17 protein-coding genes and 1 tRNA gene are annotated in these 21631 nt (G+C 63.3%); 5 read left to right on the top strand and 13 right to left on the bottom strand.

The window, feature by feature from the left end; all coding sequences use genetic code 11:
• Positions 1–95: 95 nt before the first annotated feature.
• The 5 genes from pqqB to CAG00_RS09060 all read right to left on the bottom strand — a co-directional run bounded on the left by pqqB (position 96) and on the right by CAG00_RS09060 (position 6265).
• On the bottom strand, positions 96–1007 hold the full coding sequence (gene pqqB / locus CAG00_RS09080) for a pyrroloquinoline quinone biosynthesis protein PqqB (RefSeq protein WP_024086143.1): 912 nt from the start codon (positions 1005–1007) through the stop codon (positions 96–98).
• Between the two features lie 78 nt (positions 1008–1085).
• Positions 1086–1157, bottom strand: a complete 72-nt coding sequence (gene pqqA, locus CAG00_RS09075) for a pyrroloquinoline quinone precursor peptide PqqA (RefSeq protein WP_003243383.1) — start codon at positions 1155–1157, stop codon at positions 1086–1088.
• Positions 1158–1315: 158 nt separating this feature from the next.
• Positions 1316–3616: a pyrroloquinoline quinone biosynthesis protein PqqF gene (gene pqqF, locus CAG00_RS09070; RefSeq protein WP_085664088.1), complete on the bottom strand. Its 2301-nt coding sequence runs from the start codon at positions 3614–3616 to the stop codon at positions 1316–1318.
• A 157-nt stretch (positions 3617–3773) separates the two neighbouring features.
• A complete protein-coding gene (locus tag CAG00_RS09065; protein ID WP_085664087.1) occupies positions 3774–4568 on the bottom strand; it encodes a carbon-nitrogen hydrolase family protein in 795 nt (264 codons plus the stop codon).
• 14 nt (positions 4569–4582) lie between these two features.
• On the bottom strand, positions 4583–6265 hold the full coding sequence (locus CAG00_RS09060) for an NAD(P)/FAD-dependent oxidoreductase (RefSeq protein ID WP_013970572.1): 1683 nt from the start codon (positions 6263–6265) through the stop codon (positions 4583–4585).
• A gap of 612 nt (positions 6266–6877) precedes the next feature.
• Here CAG00_RS09060 and CAG00_RS09055 point away from each other — a divergent pair.
• Complete coding sequence (locus CAG00_RS09055; RefSeq protein ID WP_025337447.1) at positions 6878–7168, top strand: hypothetical protein; 291 nt, start codon at positions 6878–6880, stop codon at positions 7166–7168.
• Between the two features lie 13 nt (positions 7169–7181).
• Here CAG00_RS09055 and CAG00_RS09050 read toward each other — a convergent pair whose 3' ends face one another.
• Complete coding sequence (locus CAG00_RS09050; protein ID WP_015268712.1) at positions 7182–7643, bottom strand: Lrp/AsnC family transcriptional regulator; 462 nt, start codon at positions 7641–7643, stop codon at positions 7182–7184.
• Positions 7644–8176: 533 nt separating this feature from the next.
• Between CAG00_RS09050 and nicB the strand changes: the two genes are divergently transcribed.
• Positions 8177–9115: a 6-hydroxy-3-succinoylpyridine 3-monooxygenase gene (gene nicB, locus CAG00_RS09045; RefSeq protein ID WP_085664086.1), complete on the top strand. Its 939-nt coding sequence runs from the start codon at positions 8177–8179 to the stop codon at positions 9113–9115.
• A gap of 73 nt (positions 9116–9188) precedes the next feature.
• Here nicB and CAG00_RS09040 read toward each other — a convergent pair.
• From CAG00_RS09040 to rpsU, 5 genes are all read right to left on the bottom strand, one after another.
• A tRNA-Ile gene (locus tag CAG00_RS09040) sits at positions 9189–9265 on the bottom strand.
• Positions 9266–9281: 16 nt separating this feature from the next.
• On the bottom strand, positions 9282–13025 hold the full coding sequence (locus CAG00_RS09035; RefSeq protein WP_085664085.1) for an EAL domain-containing protein: 3744 nt from the start codon (positions 13023–13025) through the stop codon (positions 9282–9284).
• A gap of 210 nt (positions 13026–13235) precedes the next feature.
• On the bottom strand, positions 13236–15086 hold the full coding sequence (rpoD, locus tag CAG00_RS09030; RefSeq protein ID WP_025337450.1) for an RNA polymerase sigma factor RpoD: 1851 nt from the start codon (positions 15084–15086) through the stop codon (positions 13236–13238).
• A 67-nt stretch (positions 15087–15153) separates the two neighbouring features.
• A complete protein-coding gene (dnaG, locus tag CAG00_RS09025) occupies positions 15154–17136 on the bottom strand; it encodes a DNA primase (RefSeq protein WP_025337451.1) in 1983 nt (660 codons plus the stop codon).
• 303 nt (positions 17137–17439) lie between these two features.
• A complete protein-coding gene (gene rpsU / locus CAG00_RS09020; RefSeq protein ID WP_003255575.1) occupies positions 17440–17655 on the bottom strand; it encodes a 30S ribosomal protein S21 in 216 nt (71 codons plus the stop codon).
• 204 nt (positions 17656–17859) lie between these two features.
• Here rpsU and tsaD point away from each other — a divergent pair, with 204 nt between their 5' ends.
• The gene (gene tsaD, locus CAG00_RS09015) at positions 17860–18885 is read left to right on the top strand and encodes a tRNA (adenosine(37)-N6)-threonylcarbamoyltransferase complex transferase subunit TsaD (protein WP_025337452.1); all 1026 of its coding nucleotides are present in this window, start codon (positions 17860–17862) and stop codon (positions 18883–18885) included.
• Between the two features lie 3 nt (positions 18886–18888).
• On the opposite strand, the gene plsY is transcribed toward tsaD, so the two are convergent.
• Positions 18889–19458 (bottom strand): glycerol-3-phosphate 1-O-acyltransferase PlsY, encoded by a 570-nt coding sequence (gene plsY / locus CAG00_RS09010; RefSeq protein WP_085664084.1) that lies wholly within the window; start codon positions 19456–19458, stop codon positions 18889–18891.
• A gap of 74 nt (positions 19459–19532) precedes the next feature.
• On the opposite strand from plsY, the gene folB reads away from it, so the two are divergent.
• Positions 19533–19889, top strand: coding sequence for a dihydroneopterin aldolase (gene folB / locus CAG00_RS09005; RefSeq protein ID WP_004375185.1), 357 nt, complete (start codon positions 19533–19535; stop codon positions 19887–19889).
• Positions 19880–20389, top strand: coding sequence for a 2-amino-4-hydroxy-6-hydroxymethyldihydropteridine diphosphokinase (folK, locus tag CAG00_RS09000; RefSeq protein ID WP_085664083.1), 510 nt, complete (start codon positions 19880–19882; stop codon positions 20387–20389). Before folB ends, folK begins: the two co-directional genes overlap by 10 nt.
• A gap of 110 nt (positions 20390–20499) precedes the next feature.
• On the opposite strand, the gene CAG00_RS08995 is transcribed toward folK, so the two are convergent.
• Complete coding sequence (locus CAG00_RS08995; RefSeq protein WP_085664082.1) at positions 20500–21606, bottom strand: multifunctional CCA addition/repair protein; 1107 nt, start codon at positions 21604–21606, stop codon at positions 20500–20502.
• Between the last annotated feature and the right edge of the window lie 25 nt (positions 21607–21631).

Raw genomic sequence — 21631 nt, 5'->3', positions numbered from 1 at the left:
GCGAACACCGGCGAAGCCGGTGCCATACACTGTGTGGGATTCTTCGCGGGTGAACCCGCTCCCACAGGGCCTGTGTTGCTTGTGCAATCTGGCTGTTACAACTCGATACTCATGCCATCAAAGGCCACTTCCACACCCCGGCGCAGCACTTCGGCACGCTCGGGCGAGTCTTCGTCGAGAATCGGGTTGGTGTTGTTGATGTGGATAAGTACCTTGCGCTGGCGCGGGAAGCCATCCAGCACCTCCAGCATGCCGCCGGGGCCGTTCTGCGCCAGGTGGCCCATTTCGCGGCCGGTTCGGGTGCCCACGCCACGGCGCTGCATTTCATCATCTTCCCACAGGGTGCCGTCGACCAGCAGGCAGTCGGCGCCGTGCATCATCGTCAGCAGCTTGTCGTCCACCTGGCCCAGGCCCGGGGCGTAGAACAGCTTGCCGCCGGTGCGGGTGTCCTCTACCAGCAGGCCAAGGTTGTCTCCCGGGTGCGGGTCGAAGCGGTGCGGCGAGTAGGGCGGCGCGGCGCTGCGCAGGGGGAACGGGGTGAAGCGCAGGTTGGGGCAGGCGTCGATGACGAAGCTGCCTTCCAGCTCGATGCGGTTCCACTGCAGGCCGCCGTTCCAGTGGCTGAGCATGTTGAACAGCGGGAAGCCGGTGGTCAGGTCCTGGTGGACCATGTCGGTGCACCACACCTGGTGCGGGCAGCCTTCGCGCAGGCTGAGCAGGCCGGTGGTGTGGTCGATCTGGCTGTCCAGCAGGATGATGGCGTTGATGCCGGTGTCGCGCAGGGCGCGGGCCGGCTGCATCGGCGCAAAGGCCTGGAGCTGGGCGCGAATGTCGGGCGAGGCATTGCACAGCACCCAGTGCACGCCGTCGTCGGACAGGGCGATGGACGACTGGGTGCGTGGCGTGGCACGCAGGGTGCCGTCACGCAAGCCCTTGCAGTTGACGCAGTTGCAGTTCCACTGTGGGAACCCGCCGCCGGCGGCGGAACCGAGAACCTGGATGTACATGGCCACTCTCTCTGCAGAAACCGTAGCGAAAAAACGAAAACGCCCCGGCAGGCCGAGGCGTTGAACCGTAAGCCGGGCTTAGCGGTTGGCGAAGTACATGGTGACTTCGAAGCCGATGCGCAGATCAGTGTATGCAGGTTTGGTCCACATGGAATTACTCCTTCCGGATGAGGGGGTGGGTTTGTCAGCTACTACTTGGGTACCGCCATTGGCTGGAGGTTCCCATGGTTGGGATTGCGCTATCTTACAAGAAAAATTTGTACCGAAAGGTTAATTATTCGAAAACTCCGTTGCGGTTTTCGTAACAATCATGGGGTTGTACCCAGCCAGGAAGCATCTGGTGCGGCAGCGTTGGCAAGGCATAGCCAAGTGGAGCCTGTATCGAGCAAGTGGCTCAGCAGATGGTCCAGATCCGTCTGCCGCGTTTTCAGGATAGACCTGCGCAGCGCATCCAGCTTGCCGGGTTGTGTGGCCAGGAATGTCTGCCACGCCCATTCGGCGACTTCGGCGTTGCCCATCGCCGGTTCATCGAATTGCCCGGCCAGGGCCTGACCAGCGGCAGGGGCCAGGGTGACGCCCTGGCGCAGCAAGGTGAGCAGGTGGTCGAGGATCTGTACCTGGCTGGCATGAGGCGACTGGACCCCGAACAGCAGGCCGCCGACCCCCTCGACCTGACGAAAGGTACTGAATACCGCATAGCCGAGTTGCAATTCTACCCGCAGCCGTTGGTAAACCGGCCCTTGCAGCAATTGGGCGAGCAGGCGGCCAGCGGCTTCCATGGCCGCCGGCAGTGGGCAGAACAGCAGCAGGGCATGCTCACTGCCAGGTACTTCGGCATGTTGCCAACGGTGGTTGGCCCAGGCGGGCAGAGGGCCAGGCGCCGAGCCTTGGCCAGGGCAGTGCTGCAGCACGGTGCCCAATGCGTTCAGGGCGGCATCGTCGAAGCCGGCAGCCAGGCCGTGCCAGCGTGCTTGCTGCCACAGGCTGTCGAGATGCGTCTGTGCCAGGGTGCAGGCCGGAGCAGGTGCAGGCGCGGCGCCCAGCACTGCGTCGGGCAGCTGCTTGAGTAGGGCCCGGATGGGGATCAGTGCCGGAGGCTGCGTCGAACTCGGCAGCCAGCTTCCTGCCGGGGGCTTGAGCATCAGTGCCAAGGCCTGCTCCACAGTGCGCAATACCGCTGCCGGCAGCCCGGCGCAGCGCAGTTGCCAATATTCGCCAGCGGTACTGAACTGCAACTGCACCGATACGCGCTCGCAGCGCTCCTGCAGGGGGTGCAAGGCGCGTTCGAGCAGCGCATGCAGGCGCTGGCGCAAGGGGGACGGGACATGCCAGCGCAGGTACAGCGCCGCGTACTGACGGGCGCCAGGCAGCTGGTCGCTCACTTTCAGTGCCGCTGGCAGCGGGTGCGGACTGGCATCAGGCAAGTCGGCCAGGAGCAAGGGGTCGACGGCGGGCGGTTGCCAATGCCCATGTGCGCGGCCCGGCAGGCCTTCCAGCAGGGCACGAAGGGCCTGCAAGCCTTGTGTGTCCAGGCCGGCGAACGGCTGGCCGGCGCTGTCCCGGCGGGCCAGCTCAAGCGCACTGGCACTGCGTTCGCGACTTTGCTGCAGCAGCTCGAACTCGGCACTCAATTGCTCAGGGGCGGCCTGGCGGATGAAGCCGAACCAGCCCTGCAACAGGGCATCGACTTCCTCTGGGCAGGCGTCCTCGCTCAGCTTCAGGTCAATGTGCCACAGCAACTGCCCGGCAAAGGCATACAGCGCCTCGGCCTTGAAGCCTTGCAGCCAGCCACGCTGGCGAAGCGCATGCAGCCAGGTGCCCGGGCGGCTATCGCCGAGGCAGGCGATCAGCAACTCAAGGGCCTGGTCGGCACCTGCCGGCAGGTTTTCGTGGCTGAACAACAGGTGCGTGTCGGTCGTCGATAAAGGCGGTGGCAGAGCTTGTGGCACCCGTTCACCCGTTGCGAACAGCTTGGCGTGCTGCCGGCCCAGCAATTCCAGTTCATCCAGCGATTGCGGGCCGCACAGGCTCAGGGTGACCTGGCCGCCTTGGTAGAAGCGCTGGTGAAATCCACCGAGCGCTTGCTGGAAGGCAGGATCCTGCAAGGCCAGGGTGTGCCGGTTACCGGCATGAAAAGCGCCCAATGGATGGCCGGGCGCTGCCGATTGCAGCAAGGCGAACTGCTGCTGGGCCTGAGGGCTGCGCGACCAGGCAATGAACTCGGCATGGATTACTTCGCGTTCGCGGCGTTGGCGCTCGATGCAAAGGTCTGGCTCGGCCAACATCTGGCACAGGCGCTCCAGCCCCCCGGCCAGGGCGCTGGGCGGGACCTCGAAGAAGAAGTCGGTGGTGCGTTCGCGAGTACTGGCATTGACCTGGCCGCCGAGGGCCTGCACGTAGCGCATCAAGCCGTCGTCCAGAGGGAAGCGCGAGGTGCCGAGGAAGAACAGGTGCTCCAGAAAGTGGGCCAGGCCGGGCCATCTGGTCGGCGCGTCGTGGCTACCCGCGTGCACCCGCAGGGCCGCGGCCGAGCGCTTCAGGCGCGGGGCGTGGCGCAGGGTCAGCTGCAGGCCGTTGGCGAGGGTGAGGTGGCGGGTGGCGTCAGGCATGGAAACTCCGGGGCAGGTGTTCATGCTAACCCATTTGTTTGCAGGGCCGGCCTCTTCGCGGGTAAACCCGCTCCCACAGGCACTGCACAGCTTTCAGGCCTGTGATTTACCCTGTGGGAGCGGGTTTACCCGCGAATGGGCCGCACAGCGGCCCCTGTCAGCCTTTACGCAGGTACAGCTCCTGGCGCAGATCGCTCAGGTAAGGAAACGCCGCCCGCCCCTGCACCACCCGCTCATGCTCCAGTTCCGCCAGCAACTGGCACTCATCCCGCCCGGCCATGGCCAGCAGGCTGCCATCCGGGCCGATGATGCTGCTCTGCCCGCAATACTGGATCTCGCCTTCCGAGCCGCAATAGTTGGCATACACCAGGTAGCACTGGTTCTCCTGCGCCCGCGCCCTCACGGTCACCTGGCAGATGAAGTCGTACGGCGACATGTTCGCCGTCGGCACCAGGATCAGCTCGGCACCGTCCAGCGCCAGGCGCCGGGCATTCTCCGGGAACTCGATGTCGTAGCAGATCAGCAGGCCGACCTTCCAGCCATCCAGCTCCACCACCGGGAATTGATCGGAACCTGCGCTGAACATCGAGCGGTCCAGCTCGCCGAACAGGTGGGTCTTGCGATAGTTGCTCAGGCTGCGGCCGTGCGCATCGATCAACTGCACGCTGTTGTAGATCGCGCCATCATCGCCACGCTCCGGGTAGCCATAGACGATGGCGATGCGGTGCGCCTGGGCGATCTCCACCACCGCCATGGCCGCCGGGCCATCGACGGCCTCGGCCAGGCGCTCGACCTGGGCCAGGCCGATGTTGTAGCCGGTCAGGAACATCTCCGGGCACACCAGCAACCGGGCGCCGCGTTCGGCCGCCAGTTGCGCCTGGTGGCGCAACCTTTGCAGGTTGCCGGGTACGTCCAGTGGCTTGGGGGCGCCCTGGAACAGAGCGATGCGCATGCTGCCTCCTTGTCTCAGTCCGGCAGGGCGATCGGGCCGATTTCGTCGAACACGTCGCCTGGGCCGGGGTTGTCCGGGTGGGTGCGGCCACCGAAGTGATTCATGATACCCCACACCGCATTCAGCGATGTCTGTACCGCGCCTTCCACCCAGGCCGGCGTCCACGACACATCGTCACCGGCGATGAACATGCCGCGCTGCTCGGCAGGCATGTCCTGCTGCATGAAGTGCGCGTACATGCGTTGGTTGTAGCGGTAGTGCCCAGGCAGCGCGCCCTTGAAGGCGCCGAGGAAGTGCGGGTCGGCTTCCCAGGAAACGGTGATCGGGTCGCCGATGATGTGCCCGGCAATGTCGGTCTTCGGGTAGATCTTCTTCAGTGCATCCAGGGCCAGTTGCACGCGTTTTTCCACCGGGTGCGGCAGCATCTTCAGCGCATCGCTCATCCACGAGTAGGACAGGCAGATCACCCCAGGCTTGTCGTCACCGTTGTCGAACAGGTAGGTGCCACGGGTGAGGCGATCGGTGAGGGTCATGCTCATCAGGTCGCGGCCGGTTTCCGGGTCCTTGTCCTTCCAGAACGGCCGGTCGACCATGACGAAGGTCTTCGACGACTGCATGTAGCGGGTGCGGTCCAGGGCCATCCACATCTTTTGCGAAAACAGCGATTCCTCGCAGTCGATCTGGGTGGTCAGCAGCCAGGTCTGGCAGGTGGCGAGCACGGCACTGTAGTGACGGGTGTCGCCCCAGTTGTCGGTGACCGCCAGGCGGCCATCGGCAGCGCGGGCGATGCGCTTGACCCCGGTACGCGGTGCGCCGCCATGCAGCCCGCTCAGGCTGGTGCCTTCCGGCCAATGCACGCAGCGCTCCGGTACATGGCGCCAGATGCCTTGCGGTACCTGCTCCACACCGCCGACCACCAGGTGTTGGTGGTCGTCGCAGTTGGTCATCACCACGCGGAAGATTTCCAGCATCGAGTTGGGGAAGTCCGAGTCCCAGCCGCCGGTGCCGAAGCCGACCTGGCCGAACACTTCGCGGTGCTGGAAGCTCAGCTGGGCGAACGAGCGCGAGGTGGCGACGAAGTCGTAGAAGGTGCGGTCGTCCCACAGCGGTACCAGCTTGTTCCACAGCTCTTTCAGGCGCGGTACGTCACGGTCGCGGATGGCCTGCTGGATGTCGGCGAACCGGGCACCGCTTTCCAGTGCGTCGGCCCAGGCATCGGCCACTTCGTGGAACAGCTTGGGCAGGTCGGTGGGTTTTTCGGCGTAGTAGGTCTGGCCTTCCAGGTCGATCACCGTGCTGCCCGAGGCCGGGGTCAGCGGGTTGGGGAACGGTTTGGTCTCCAGGCCCAGCTTGTCCACGTAGTGGTAGAAGGCAGTGGACGACACCGGGAAGCGCATGCCACCCAGTTCGGCGATGATCCCGTCGGTGCCGTTGAAGGTTTGCGAGCGCAGCCGGCCACCCAGCTTGGATGCTTCGTACACCACCGGCTTGAGGCCCAGCTTCATCAGCTCGTAGGCCGCCACCAGGCCGGCAATGCCGGCGCCCACGATTGCCACTTCCTCACCATGGCGCTCGGCCGGGATGCTGCCCAGGCCTGCGGGGTGTTCCAGCCAGTCGTCGAAGGCGAAGGGGAAATCCGGGCCGAAGATGGTGACGGGTTTTTTACCATCGGCGGGGTGGCGGTTTTTCTTGTTCATGAAGTGACCTTGCCAGAGAGGCTGCGCAACGGGCGGAGCCTGAGTATAGGAGATGCCTGGGGGCCATTTTAGGGAGTGGGGTGTTCGTTATTAAGGTACAGATTGTTGTCTGAATGTAGCTTGTGTCGTCGAAATAGAACTATTTAGGAGCATTACGACGAAGCAGGCGATTGACTAATCCAAGAGTGGAACCGGTCTATGTGGGAGCGGGTTTACCCGCGAATGCTGCAGTGAATCTACCGACGCATTCGCGGGTAAACCCGCTCCCACAGGGGGCTGTGTTGCCCTTGCCATGCGGTCGATCAGAAATTGCCTACACCCATGCCATGAAATAGGGAACTACCCTACGCCCTCTACCGCCTCGGTCTGGCATCGCGGGAATCGCTTCATCGTTAACTTCACTGGGTCGCCGGAAATTCGGCGATCGGGCGTGAGAACCCGCGGACCATTCTGGAGGCGCACTGCTATGGCAGCTGTGCGCGGGCAGGCTTTGCCTGGCCGGGTACGCGCCTCCAAGTTCGCCGGTTCTCACCTCGTGCATGGCTGCCACCCAATTCCCGTGAGAAGGATGCGATTGGCCGCCGATCACCCTTGTGATTTGGAGGCTATACCATGACCAAACGCTTACCCGACCAACCCGAAAAACTGAAACCCACCGCAGAAAAAACCTTCTGCAACTGCGAATCCAGCCACCCGCCATTATTCGCCATACGCCCCGGCATCGACGCCGCAGACGCCTTGGTCCACGCCTGCCTGCTGGCCCGTGGCCTCAATCAGATCGCCACCGACTACGCCCAGCATCACGCCCCCGAGCGCAGCCGTGACATTGTCTGGTCGATGCAGCATTCCGCCGAAAGCCTTTCGGCGATTCTGGAAGGCCTGCTCGACGGCCAGGAGGCCTGACCGCCAGCCAGGTTCAGAGCGGCTGCCCGCGGTCCACCTTGCTGCTGAGAATGATCGACGTGGTGGTCTTCTCCACCCCGTCGACACTGCCGATCTGGTCGAGCAACTGGTCCAGTTGCTCGGGCGAATCCGTACGCAGCCAGGCCACATAGTCGAACTCCCCGCTCACTGCGCACAGCTGCTGCACCTGGCCCATGGCACTCAGGCGCCGCACCACCTCCTTGCCCGAGCGCGGCTGCACCTTGATCCCCACATACGCCTGCAGCCCACCACCCATCACCCGCTGGCCCAGGCGCACGCCATAGCCGGAGATGACCTTGTTCTTCTCCAACCGCTCCAGGCGCGAGTTGACGGTGGTGCGGGCGATGCCCAACTGACGGGCGAGGGTGGCGACGCTTTCGCGGGCGTTTATCTGCAGCAGGGCGATCAGCTGGCGATCGATTTCATCCAGCGTGATGGAGCGGGAATCCGACATGGCGAGTCTCTACGGTTGACCCGCTAGCCTAGCCAGCCTGCGGTCAACAGGGCAAGGGTAGACAGTTGGCCATGCTGACGCGCCCCCGTTGTAGGAGCGGCCTTGCGTCGCGAAAGGGCTGCGCAGCAGCCCCAGCAATATTTGCATCAGCGCCGAAATCCCGGGGCCGCTTCGCGGCCCTTTCGCGACACAAGGCCGCTCCTACAGCCGCCGCGCCGGCATGTAAGCATCGGGCGCAATGGCAGAACTGCTCGATTGGTGCGGCAGGTCGAGGTGCGGTCCAGGGTGGGATAGGGCTCACAAAATCTAACGATTTATCGCTGTCTAGATAGCCATGCCTGAGCAGAGAATGGCCCTCTCACGAACGTTGTGTTTCGGAGGACGAGGATGCCAGCCTACCACCTTGCATCAGCTCCCTCATTGCGCAATACTGCCGACAACAACTAACCCTCACGACCGGCGTGGCATGACCATCTGGTTGGAGGGGGAAAAAGCCGGCTTAAGCCGGTTTTTTCGTTTCTGGAGTGCAAAAAATGCAGAGAAAGCTTGATTCTGAGCCTCTGCGCACTCGTATCTATATCGACGGCTACAACTTCTACTACGGCTGCTTGCGCGGCACACCGTACAAGTGGCTCGACCTGCTACCTCTCTTTGAAAAGCACATCTTGCCTTCCATACTGGTCACGGACAGCCATGGCCAGATCAGGGCATGGCGGCTCCTGGAATCCCCCTCGATCAAATATTTCACGGCAAAGATCATCGAGTCGGTCGCCCGTGCTGGCGATTCGGTGTCGTCACAAGCTCGCTACCACACCGCTTTGCGCAAGCTGCATGACAGTCGAATAGAGCTCATCGAAGGTTATTACGCCGTCAATAAAATGAAGGTGAAGATCGTCGACCCTGAAGATCCGGACAAGGCTCCGCGTGAGTGCCGGGAAATCCAGGCCTGGAAGGTGGAGGAGAAACAGAGCGACGTGAATCTGGCCCTCCAGGCTTACCATGATTCGATCACGGGGCAGATTGACCATGCCGTCATCGTTACCAACGATACTGACATCGCTCCTGCACTTGAGATGATTCGTGCTCACACAGATGTGCGGATTGGCGTGGTTGTGCCGACGTCGGGGCAAAACCGCTCGGCGAATACAGACCTGATCAAGTTTGCGCACTGGAAGCGAGAGCACATCAATTCAGGCGAGCTTGCGGCCTGTCAGCTACCAAGAGTGATTCCAGGGAGGAAACCAACCATCAAGCCGGAGTCTTGGTATGGGCAACCTGAACTGCTGCAGGAAATTCTGGATCTGGCCATTCCTGTACGCGGAAGCAGGGCGGCAGCGTTCAAGTGGATGGAGCAGCCCAATCAGTTCCTCAGTGGTGAGCGGCCGATAGAGCTGGTGGAAACTGCCGAAGGTGCGACACGGGTTCTTCAGTACATACACAGCTGGATTGCCCAGCAAGAGGAGTTGCCCTAGTCAGGAGAACATGACAACTGCAGTCCCTGAAATGACAAAGGCCTACGTTCTGCAACGTAGGCCTTTGAGTTTCTGGTGGGCCCACACGGACTCGAACCGTGGACCAAAGGATTATGAGTCCTCTGCTCTAACCGACTGAGCTATAGGCCCTCAGTAAGTGGCCGGATTATAACGAGGGTTTCGTACCTGTGCCATCTGAAAGATCCGATAGTGCTATGCGAAGAAACGTCGCCGCGAAGTCGTCCGGGGGCAGGGGCAGGCTGACGATGTAGCCCTGGATCTGCTCACAGCCTTCAGCCGCCAGGAAGCGTTGCTGGGCCTGGTTTTCCACACCCTCGGCAATGATGGTCAGCTGCATGCTGCGGCCCAGGGCGATGATCGCGCGGGCGATGGCGGCGTCGTGGGGATCGTCGGGCAGGCCGCGGATGAACGATTTGTCGATCTTGAGGATGTCCAGCGGCAGGCGCTTGAGGTAGCTCAGCGATGAATAACCGGTGCCGAAGTCGTCGATGGCCAGCTGCACGCCCAGCTTCTTCAGCTGGTGCAGCACGGCCAGGGCTTCCTCTGCCTGGCTCATGATGAAGTTTTCGGTGATTTCCAGCTGCAGGTCGCCGGCCTTGAGCTGGTAGTGCTTCAGCAACTGTTCGATGCGCCGGGCAAGGTGGGGGTGGCGCAGCTGGGCGCCGGCGAGGTTTATCGACAGCGGGCCGAAGGGGTCGTAGTGCATCTTCCAGGCCTGCATCTGCCGGCAGGCCTGTTCCAGTACCCAGTCGCCGATCTGGAGGATGGTGCCGTTCTCTTCCGCCAGGTGGATGAAGTGCTCTGGCGGCACTTCACCAAAGGTCGGGTGGCTCCAGCGGATCAGCGCTTCGGCGCCGACCAGGCTCTGGGTCTTGAGGCTGAGCTTGGGCTGGAAGCACAGGCTCAGTTCGTTGCGCTCGATGGCGCGGCGCAGTTCGTGCTCCAGGGCGATGCGTTCGCTGGCCTGGGCGGTGAGGTCGAGGGTGTAGGCTTCGACGCGGTTGCGGCCCTTGGCCTTGGAGCGGTACATGGCTGCGTCGGCGTTGCGAATCAGTGTGGAAACGTCGGTGCCGTCCTGTGGATAAAGGCTGATGCCGATGCTGGCGCTGGTGAAGAACTCGTGCTCGCCGGCTTGGAACGGCGCGTTGAAGCAGGCCAGCAGCTTGTTGGCGATGGCGCTGGCGTCACTGGGTTTGTGCAAGCCGGGCAGCAGGATGATGAACTCGTCGCCGCCCAGGCGGGCCACGGTGTCGACATCACGCACCTGCTCCTTCAGGCGTTGGGCAATGCCCTTGAGCAGCAGGTCGCCGACCGGGTGGCCGAGGCTGTCGTTGATGTGCTTGAAACGGTCGAGGTCAAGGAACAGCACCGCGCCCTTGCGGTTGGACACTTGCGAGCAGGTGAGTGCGGCCTGCAGGCGGTTCTCGAACAGGGCACGATTGGGCAGGCCGGTCAGCGGGTCGTGGTGGGCCTGGTAGTCGAGCTTGGCCTGGGCGTGCTTGAGGCTGGAGATGTCGGCAAACACGGCGACGAAGTGGGTGATCTCGCGCTCTCTGTTGCGCACGGCGCTGATGGTCAGCCAGCCGGGGTACAGCTCGCCGTTCTTGCGCTTGTTGTAGATCTCGCCTTGCCAGTGGCCTTCGTCGGTCAGCTGGTGCCACATGGCGACATAGAACGCGCTGTCGTGCTGGCCGGAGGCAAGCAGGCGCGGAGTCTGGCCGAGGGCTTCGATCTCGCTGTAGCCGGTGATTTCGCTGAAGGCGCGGTTGACGGCACTGATGCGCTGGTCGATGTCGGTGATCAGCACGCCTTCGGCGGTGTTCTCGAACACGGTAGCGGCCAGCTGCAGCTTTTCCTGCATCAGGTGGCGCTCGGTGATGTCGCGGGCGATGGTCAGCATGCAGTCGTCGCCAGCAATCGGCAGCGGCCGTGCAGAGAGCTCGCAGAGGCGAATCTGCCCATCACTGCGGCGCAGGTGGCACGTGAAGTCGCGTACGAAACCGTCGCGGTTGAGCTGTTCGACCAGGCGCTTGCGCTCGTTGAGGTCGACCCAGATGCCCAGGTCCAGCGAGGTCTGGTCGAGCGTCGGGCTGAGGTCATAGCCGGTGAGGCGGCAGAAGCCCTCGTTCACTTCAAGCAGCAAGCCGTCGCTCTGGCGCGACAGCAGCAGGCCATCGGGCGAGGCATGGAAGGCCTTGGCGAATTTCTCTTCTGAGATTTGCAGCTGCTCCTGGGTTTCCTTGAGCTGGCTGATATCGCGTACCGCTACCACCAGCGCGAGGTTGCCGTCGAGCTCGAAGGTTTCGGCCGAGGTCAGGCCGGTGAACAGTTGGCCGTTGCTACGGCGGAAGCTCATTTCCAGGTTGCGGATACCGCCCCGGTGCAGGCGTTCGAGCAATCGCGGGCCGGTGCCTTCGACGCCCCACAGGTTGAGCTCGGTGGCGGTGCGGCCGATTACCTGGCCCGGGGTGAGGCCGATCTGCTCTTCGAAGGCTTCGTTCACCTCCAGCAGGCAGCCGTCGCTGTGGCGGGCGATCAGCAGGATGTCGGGGCACTGCTGGAACACCGAGGCGAACTTCTGCTCGGACAGGCGCAGGGCGTCCTCGGTGCGCTTGGTCTCGCTGATGTCGATCATCAGGCCACGCATCACCGGCTGGTGGCCATGCTCGATCATGCTGACGATGTTGCGTACCCACAATGGCTGGCCATCGGCCCGGATTACCCGGTAGTCGAGGCTGTGGTCGCGCCCGGCGGCGGTTTCGCTGTCGCAGTAGGCCTGGGCCCAGAGGGCATCCTCCGGGTGCAGGATGCTGCGCCAGAAGCCGGGCTTGAGCCAGTCGGCCAATGGGTAGCCGAGCAGGCCTTCGGCGTGGGGTGAGACGTAGCTGTAGGTGAAGTCGTTGGCGTCGGCCTCCCAGGCGATGGCGGACAGGCTCTCGACCAGGCTGCGATAGTGGTACTCGCTGCTGCGCAGTTCCTGTTCCAGGGCGATGCGTCGGGAAATTTCCGAACTGAGCCGGCGGTTGATACGGATGACCACTGCCAGCACGGCCATCAATACCAGCACCGCCGGCAGGCCGTATACCAGCAGGTCCGACCAGAACATCCGTTGGTCGACCACATTGCCTACCCAGCGTTGCTGGATCTGGCTGACTTCAGCGCTGCTCATGTCGGCCATCACTTTGTCGAGAATGCCGACCAGCACCTTCTTGTCGCGCGGGGCGGCCATGGCCAGCTGGTAGCGGTAGGGCGTTTCACCGCTGACGTAGAGGCCATCGAGCTTGAGCTGGCGCAGGCTCCAGATGCTTGACGCGAGGTCACCGACCACCGCGTCCACTTCGTCGGTGGCCAGGGCCTGCAGGGTGGAGCTGACGTTGGGCAGGGCCACCAGGTTGAGGTCCGGGTGGTGGGTGCGCAGCAGTTCGTGCGGGGCGTAGTTTTCGACCACGGCAATCTTCAGGCCGTACAGGTCGTCCAGGTTGCGCGGCTGTGCGCCGCCTTTGTGGGCGAGGATGACGATCGGGAAGTCGAGGTACGGCCGGGTGAAGGCCAGGTAGCCTTGGCGTTCGGGGGTGGACATGATGCCGGGCAGCAGGTCGATGCGGCTTTCGCGTGCTTGCGCCAGTACCTCGGTCCAGCTGCTGGGTTCGACCGGTTTGAGCGTCACACCCAGGCGTTGCTGGATCGTGGCGATGTAATCGGCGGCCAATCCCTGGTATCGGCCCTCCTGGTCGCGAAACTCGAACGGTGGCCAAGAGGCGTCTACACCCAGGCTCAGCTGCGGGTGGGCAGCCAACCAGGCTTTCTCCTCGTCTGTCAGGGTCAGGGCGCCGGCCGCTGTGTTCCACAAAATCAGGAGCAGCAACAGGATGGCCGGCATCAGCGGCATAGCGGCCTCACATTCAAGTGGTATGAAGTCGAGTGTAGACGGGCATTGCTGCAGGTGTGCGGTGGAAGGGCGGGCTTTGTGTTCTGGCTGTCGGAAGGGGGAGGTAATGAGGAAATGGGGCTGCTGCGCAGCCCATCGCCGGCAAGCCGGCTCCCACAGGGATCGCGCAGGGCCGGAAAAGAAAACCCCGGCCTGGGCCGGGGTTTGTCATCACTCGTCGAGGAAGGAGCGCAGATGCTCGCTGCGAGTCGGGTGGCGCAGTTTGCGCAACGCCTTCGCTTCGATCTGACGGATCCGCTCGCGGGTCACGTCGAACTGCTTGCCCACCTCTTCGAGGGTGTGGTCGGTGTTCATGTCGATACCGAAACGCATGCGCAGCACCTTGGCTTCGCGTGCGGTCAGGCCCGAGAGCACGTCACGGGTGGCTTCCTTGAGGCTTTCGACCGTGGCCACGTCGATCGGGGACTGCATGGTCGAGTCCTCGATGAAGTCGCCCAGGTGCGAATCTTCGTCGTCACCGATCGGGGTTTCCATGGAGATCGGCTCTTTGGCGATCTTCAGTACCTTGCGGATCTTGTCCTCAGGCATTTCCATGCGCTCGCCCAGCTCTTCCGGGGTCGGTTCGCGACCCATTTCCTGCAGCATCTGGCGGGAAATACGGTTGAGCTTGTTGATCGTCTCGATCATGTGCACCGGAATACGGATGGTGCGCGCCTGGTCGGCGATCGAACGGGTGATCGCCTGGCGGATCCACCAGGTGGCGTAGGTCGAGAACTTGTAGCCGCGACGGTATTCGAACTTGTCCACCGCTTTCATCAAGCCGATGTTGCCTTCCTGGATCAGGTCGAGGAACTGCAGGCCACGGTTGGTGTACTTCTTGGCGATGGAGATCACCAGACGCAGGTTCGCCTCGACCATTTCTTTCTTGGCGCGGCGGGCCTTGGCTTCACCGATCGACATGCGACGGTTGATTTCCTTGATCTCGGCAACGGTCAGGCCGGTTTCGGTCTCAAGGTCGATCAGCTTCTGCTGGCAAGCGACGATGGCAGCGTCCTTTTCACCCAGGGCGGCAGCCCACTTGGTGTTGCGCTTGGCCAGGTCACCGCTCCAGGTCTGGTCGGTTTCGTTGCTCGGGAACATGCGCAGGAAGTCGGCACGCGGCATGCGGGCGTCACGCACGCACAGCTGCATGATGGCGCGTTCCTGCTGGCGCAGGCGGTTCAGGGCGTCACGAACACGCTCTACCAGTACCTCGAACTGCTTCGGTACCAGCTTGATCGGCATGAACAGGTCGGCCAGGGCCTGCAGGGCGTCGATGCTTTCCTTGTGGGCGCGACCGTTCTTCTTCAGGACCTTGTTGGTGGCCTGAAGCTGGTCGTTGACCGCACCGAAACGCTGGCGGGCGACTTCCGGGTCCGGGCCGCTCTCGGCCTCTTCCTCGTCGTCACCGCTTTCGGATTCTTCCTCGTCGTCGTCGGACTCTTCCTTCGCGGCGGCGGCCTTGGTGCCAGGGATCGGCACTTCTTCGGTCGGCGCGGCGATATTGTCATCAGGGTCGATGTAACCGCTGAGAACGTCGGACAGACGGCCACCTTCGGTGGTGACACGGTCATATTCGCCGAGAATGTAGTCGACAGTGCCCGGGAAGTGGGCGATGGCGCCCATGACTTCACGGATGCCTTCCTCGATACGCTTGGCGATTTCGATCTCGCCTTCGCGGGTCAGCAGCTCGACGGTACCCATTTCGCGCATGTACATGCGCACCGGGTCGGTCGTGCGGCCGATATCGGTTTCAACTGCCGCCAACGCAGCAGCGGCTTCTTCGGCCGCGGCTTCGTCGGTGTCGGCTTCCGCCAACAGAAGGGCATCCGCATCCGGAGCACTCTCGAATACGTTGATCCCCATGTCGTTGATCATGCGGATGATGTCTTCCACCTGTTCCGGATCTGAAATATCCTCAGGCAGGTGGTCGTTGACCTCCGCGTAAGTCAGGTAGCCCTGCTCACGACCGCGGGTGATCAACTCTTTGATACGAGACTGCTGTTGCGCTTTTCCGGACATAACACCCTATCCACTGAAGGTCTTGGCGGGCAAAAAACAAGCCGAGGATTATACCCGAGCATGGGCCTCACGCGCCAGATGAGGTCGGCGTTTGTGCGGGAACATTCCGGCTCAGCAGGGCGAGGAGCTGGGTTTTTTCCTCGCTGGTCAATTCGCTTTGACGTGATTTCCTGAGCAGTTGTTCCAGGCTGCGCTCGCGTTGGCGGGCGGACAAGCTAGTTATAGTGTCGAAAAACTGTTGTTCAAGGTTGTCGGCCACGATCAGCCATTCCTTTTCCGCCAGAGCCCGCAGCAGGCGCCCCTGTTCGGTGCCGTGCCAACGTGCGATCAACTGCATTGAGCTTAGCCCAGGATTTTTCTGCGCGGCTTCGATCAGTGCCACCAGAAGCTGGCTGTACAGGTGTTCTTCGTCGGCGAAGTGGCTGGCATCCTCCACCTTGCCGGCCAGCAGCGGGTGGTGCAGCAGGGTGCGCAGGGCGGCCAGGGTGGGCGGCTCGACCGGGGCCGGTACGCGTGGTGGCGCTTCGTCACGTTGCTGCCATGGCTTGCCACCCTTGCGGTTCTTGTCCCAGGGTTTGTCGCTCCACTGCTTCTTGCCAGCGCCCTTGTTCGGCTTCCACTCCTGTTCCTGATGAACGGGGGCGAAGTCGTGCTGCGGCATGTCGCCGTAGTCGGGGGTGTAGCTGGCCATGGCGTCGTAGTCGTAGCCAGGGTCGTAGTCCGGCACGCTGCTGGCGGCCGGGGCGTGTTGCGCCAGTTGTTCGACCTGCTGCGGGTCGAGGCCGGTGATTTCCTTCAGGCGGTTGCGCATCAGCTGGCGCAGGTTGGCGCCGGGGATCTTTTCGATCAGCGGTGCGGCCAGGGTCGCCATGTGCGCCTTGCCTTCCAGCGAGCGCGGGTCGGCTTCGACGCCTAGTTGCTCGAAGAAGTAATCGGCCAGCGGCTGGGCGTGCTGGTTGATGCGGGCCATGAAGGCATCGGTGCCTTCGGCGCGCACCAGGCTGTCCGGGTCTTCGCCTTCGGGCAGGAACAGGAAGCGCGCGCGGCGGCCGTCCTGCAGGTTCGACAGGGTCGACTCCAGGGCGCGCCAGGCGGCCTTGCGCCCGGCCTGGTCACCGTCGAAGCAGAACAGCACGCTGGGTACCACGCGGAACAGGCGCTTGAGGTGCTCTTCGCTGGTGGCGGTACCGAGGGTGGCCACGGCGTTGCGCAGGCCCTGCTGGGCCAGGGCAATCACGTCCATGTAGCCCTCGACGACGATGATTTCGTCGAGGTTGCGGTTGTGCTTGCGTGCCTCGTACAGGCCGTAGAGTTCCTGGCCCTTGTGGAATACCGGGGTTTCCGGGGAGTTCAGGTACTTGGGTTTGTCGTCGCCGAGCACCCGGCCACCGAAGGCGATGATGCGCCCGCGGCTGTCGCGGATCGGGAACATCACCCGGTCGCGGAAGCGGTCATAGCGCTTGCCGCTTTCGGCGTTCTCGATCAGCAGGCCGGCATCGATCATCACCTTCTGCTGCAGGGTGTCGGCACCCAGGTGCTTGAGCAGGTTGTCCCAGCCTGGCGGGGCGAAGCCCAGGCCGAAGTCGCGGGCGATTTCCCCGGACAGGCCGCGGCCCTTGAGGTAATCCACCGCCGCCTTGCGGGTCGGGTGGCTGCGCAGGGCCTGGCGGTAGAACTCCGAGGCGGCGTCCAGCAGCGGGTACAGCGGCGAATCGGTTGGCTGGCGCGGCTTGTGGTCGCGGCGGCCTTGCTCGCGGGGCACTTCCATGCCGGCGGCGCGGGCCAGCTCCTCGACGGCCTGGGGGAAGTCCAGGTTGTCGTGGTCCATGACGAAGCCCAGGGCGTTGCCGCCGGCGCCGCAGCCGAAGCAGTAGTAGAACTGCTTGTCGGGGCTGACCGTGAAGGAAGGGGTCTTTTCCTTGTGGAACGGGCAGCAGGCGGAGTAGTTCTTGCCGGTTTTTTTCAGCTGGACGCGCGAACTCACCACGTCGACGATGTCGAGGCGGTTGATAAGGTCGTCGATGAAACTCTGGGGAATCAGCCCGGCCATGGCAGTCTCGTCATCTGGCAGCTGGCAAGTCTAATCGCTCACGCGCCGGATGGGGCGAGTGCCGCTTGGGAAAGTGCGAGGGAATGTGTGCTCGTCGCCGGCCCCTGAGGGCCCGTCAGTCGGACGTGCACGTCTGGTCATACAACAAGGAGGACCAGCTCTGACGTTTCAGGCAGGTTGCCCATGTGCAGTTCGCATGAAGCTTGTGCAGGGCCTTGAGCTAGCTGCTCAAGTTTGAAACGACCACTGCCATCGCCCGGCGGTTAGCCGGGCAGGGCAGAAGCTTTGCGTAGAACGTCTGTATTAGTACAGACGAACGGCGCGGCGCTGTTCGCGCTGAACTTTCTTGGCGTGACGCTTAACAGCAGCAGCTGCTTTGCGCTTACGCTCGGCGGTCGGCTTCTCGTAAAACTCGCGGCTACGAACTTCAGCCAGTACACCGGCTTTTTCGCAGGAGCGCTTGAAACGACGCAGAGCTACGTCGAAGGGTTCGTTCTCTTTAACTTTGACGGCTGGCATCCAGGGCTACCTTAATTCATTACCGGGGTAGACGTGCTCCTGGCAAAACAAAGGTGTGCTGGAGAACGTCGGTTTTCAAGGGTTGCGGATGTTAACCCTTAGCAAGCCGGAATGCAAAGCCTCTGATCGAAAACCGCTGGTCGGCATCCGACACGGGGACTATCATGCGCGGCTTCGAATTCAGCCCCCACAAGGGACGAACCCATGCTAGTACTGGGATTGGAAACATCCTGCGACGAAACTGGCGTCGCATTATACGACAGCGAACGCGGTTTGTTGGCCGACGCGCTGTTCAGCCAGATCGACCTGCACCGCGTGTTCGGCGGTGTGGTGCCAGAGCTTGCCTCGCGTGACCACGTCAAGCGCATGCTGCCACTCATCCGCCAGGTGCTGGATGAGGCCGGCTGCGTCGCCACCGAGATCGACGCCATCGCCTACACCGCGGGCCCTGGCCTGGTCGGTGCCCTGCTGGTGGGGGCCTCCTGCGCCCAGGCGCTGGCCTTTGCCTGGGACATCCCGGCGATTGGCGTACACCACATGGAAGGCCACCTGCTGGCACCCATGCTGGAAGAAAACCCGCCGGAGTTTCCGTTCGTCGCTTTGTTGGTTTCCGGTGGCCACACGCAGTTGGTGCGGGTCGATGGCATCGGCCAGTACGAGCTGCTGGGCGAGAGCCTGGATGACGCCGCCGGCGAAGCGTTCGACAAGACCGCCAAGCTGATCGGCCTGAACTACCCCGGTGGCCCGGAAATCGCCCGCCTGGCCGAGCGCGGCGTGCCTGGCCGCTTCGTGTTCCCGCGGCCGATGACCGACCGCCCGGGCCTGGAGTTCAGCTTCAGCGGCCTGAAAACCTTTGCCCTGAACACCTGGCAGCAGTGCCGCGATGCCGGCGACGACAGTGAGCAAACCCGTTGCGACCTGTCCCTGGCATTCCAGCAGGCGGTGGTGGAGACTTTGACCATCAAGTGCAAGCGGGCGTTGAAGCAGACAGGCCTCAAGCGCCTGGTCATTGCTGGTGGCGTCAGCGCCAACAAGGCCTTGCGAGCGTCCCTCGAGGACATGCTCGGCAGCATCAAGGGCAACGTTTACTACGCGCGCCCGCAGTTCTGCACCGACAACGGCGCGATGATCGCCTATGCCGGCTGCCAGCGGTTGTTGGCCGGGCAAAAGCAGGACCTGGCAATCAGCGTGCAGGCACGTTGGCCGATGGAGCAGTTGCCGCCGGTTTAAGCGTTAGAAGTGCCGTTCGCGGCCGGCGAACAGGTCGCGCAGGTTGCTGCGGTGGCGCCATACGATCATCGCCGTCAGCACAGTGATCGGCAGCAGGGCCTCTGGCTCGCGCCAGGCCAGCAATGGCAAGGTCAGCGGTGTGGCTATCAGCGCCGCCAGCGAGCTGGTGCGGGTGAGGTAGAAGGTCAGCAGCCAGGCACCGATGGCCAGCAGCGCGGCCGGGAAGTACAGGGCCATGAGCATGCCGGCGGCGGTTGCCACGCCCTTGCCGCCCTGGAAGCGGAAGTACAGCGGGAACAGGTGGCCCAGCACTGCGCACACGCCAATCCAGGCCTGCGCGTGCAGGTCCAGCCCGGCACCGCGGGCGAGCAATACCGGCAACAGGCCCTTGCACAGGTCGCCAAGCAGGGTCAGGATCGCCAGTTTGCGGCCTGCCAGGCGTAGCATGTTGGTGGCGCCGGCATTGCCTGAACCGCTGGAACGCGGGTCCGGGCTGCCCGTAAGGCGGCTGAGGACGATGGCGAAGGACAGCGAGCCGAGCAGGTAGGCGAGCAACGCCAGTAACCAAAACATGCTAACTATTCCGGGCGAGGACGCCCTGATTCTAACGGCGCCAGTCGCCCTTGTCGTGCTGTGGAGAGAAGTGCTTGGACAGAGTGTTCATCGAAGGCCTGGAAGTCGATACCGTCATCGGTGCCTATGACTGGGAGCGGGATATTCGCCAGTGCTTGCGCCTGGACCTGAGCTTTGCCTGGGACAACCGCCCGGCTGCGGCCGGTGACGACCTGAACCTGGCACTGGACTATGCCAGTGTGTCGGCGCGCATCCAGGCATTTGCCGAACAGGCTCGTTTCGAGTTGGTGGAAACCTTCGCCGAGCGCCTGGTGGCGACGTTGATGGAAGAGTTCCACATCCCGTGGGTGCGGTTGAAACTGACCAAGCCGGGTGCGGTGCCGGCGGCCCGTGGTGGTGTTGGCGTGGAGATCGAGCGCGGATGTCTCTGAGCACGGTTTACCTGGGCCTTGGCAGCAACATCGATCGCGAGGCGCACTTGTGCGCCGGGCTCGATGCGTTGGCGGGCATCCTGACCGACATGCGCTGTTCGCCGGCGTTCGAAAGCCAGGCGGTGGGGATCAAGAGCGGGCCATTCATCAACTTCGTGGTGACCGGGCAGACTGCGTTGCCGTTGATCGAACTGGACCGCCGGTTGAAGTTCATCGAGGCCGACAATGGCCGCTATGCCCCGGACCGCAAGGGCCTGCCGCTGGATATCGACGTGCTGATGTATGACGGCCTGCACGGCACGTTCGATGGGCTGGTGTTGCCTCGGGCCGAGATCCTGAAGAACGCCTTTGTGTTGTGGCCGCTGTCGCTGCTGGCGCCGGAGCTGGTGCATCCGGGGGTAGGCAAGACAATGGCGCAGTTGTGGCAGGAGGCGCGGATTGATCAGGTGTTGGCCCCGGTTGCCTTTGAGTGGCGTGGGTTGCAGCTGACTCCCGCGTAAGCCTGTACCGGCCCTTTCGCGGCTAAAGCCGCTCCCACAGGTACAGCGACAACCTCGAGAGCAACGCCGTACCTGTGGGAGCGGCTTTAGCCGCGAAAGGGCCGGTATGTTCAGCCGAGCTTGTAAGCCTCGAGCGCTCTCAGCCGTTCACCTTTGAGCGCTTCCCCCAAGGCCTGGCCAGTCAGCCCAGCCTGCACCAACGGCTTGACATCCACTGCCCGCGCCGCCGCCGCTGCCCCTCGCAGGTAGTCGGCCTGTGGATAACCCGCTTTGCCCTCGCCCAGCGCTGTCATCTCGCAAGCGATCAGGAAGTCTTCGAACCGCTGTGGCCGCCGGTACACATCGAACTTCTGCAACAGCTCCAGCAGTGCCGTGGCAGGCAGCTCCTGCGCCTGGTTGCCCAGCTTCAGGCACTCACCCGTCAGCAGCGCCAGCTCCTGGCACTCCCGCGGCGCCTTCAGGCGCTGGTTGATGGCTTTGATCGCGGCCGGTGTCAGCGACTGCAGCAGGCAGGCCCAGCGTACATGCAGGGGCTGTTCGTGCATGGCCGCCTGTTCCAGCGCCGCCAGGGCCTGGGGGGCGTCATCAAGCTCTGGCAGCAGCTCCCGCAGGGCTCCACAAGCATGCAGCACCTGGAAGAACACCTGCGGCTGCGCCTCCATCAGTGCCCGCTCGATTTCCTTCCAGCTGCGCTCGGCGGTCAGTGCCTGCAGTTCGCCCGAGGCACTGATCTGGCGCATCAGCTCAAGCGTCTCATCGGCAACCCGGAAACCCAGCGGCGCATATCGGGCAGCAAAGCGCGCAACACGCAGCACGCGCAAAGGATCTTCGGCGAATGCCGGGGAAACATGGCGTAAAAGGCGCTGATCGAGATCGCTCTGGCCGTGATAGGGGTCGTACACCGTACCCGTCTCGTCCTCGGCCATTGCATTGATGGTCAGGTCACGGCGGATCAGGTCTTCTTCCAAGGTCACATCGGGGCTGGCGTGGAAGGTGAAGCCGCCGTAGCCGCGCCCGCTCTTGCGCTCGGTGCGCGCCAGGGCATATTCCTCGCCGGTTTTCGGGTGCAGGAACACCGGGAAATCAGCGCCGACCGGACGAAAGCCCTTGGCGTGCATTTCCTCGACCGTGGCGCCGACCACCAGCCAGTCGATATCGCTGACAGGGCGGCCGAGCAGGCGGTCGCGCACGGCGCCGCCGACTTTGTAGATGTGCATGTGCAGCTCTCCATAACTGCCGACA

Origin of the sequence: Pseudomonas sp. B5(2017), assembly GCF_002112825.1 — a bacterium.
Classification (GTDB): Bacteria; Pseudomonadota; Gammaproteobacteria; order Pseudomonadales; family Pseudomonadaceae; genus Aquipseudomonas; species Aquipseudomonas putida_Z.
Note: the sequence above shows the minus strand (reverse complement) of the source record. Positions and strands in the feature narration are given on the sequence as shown.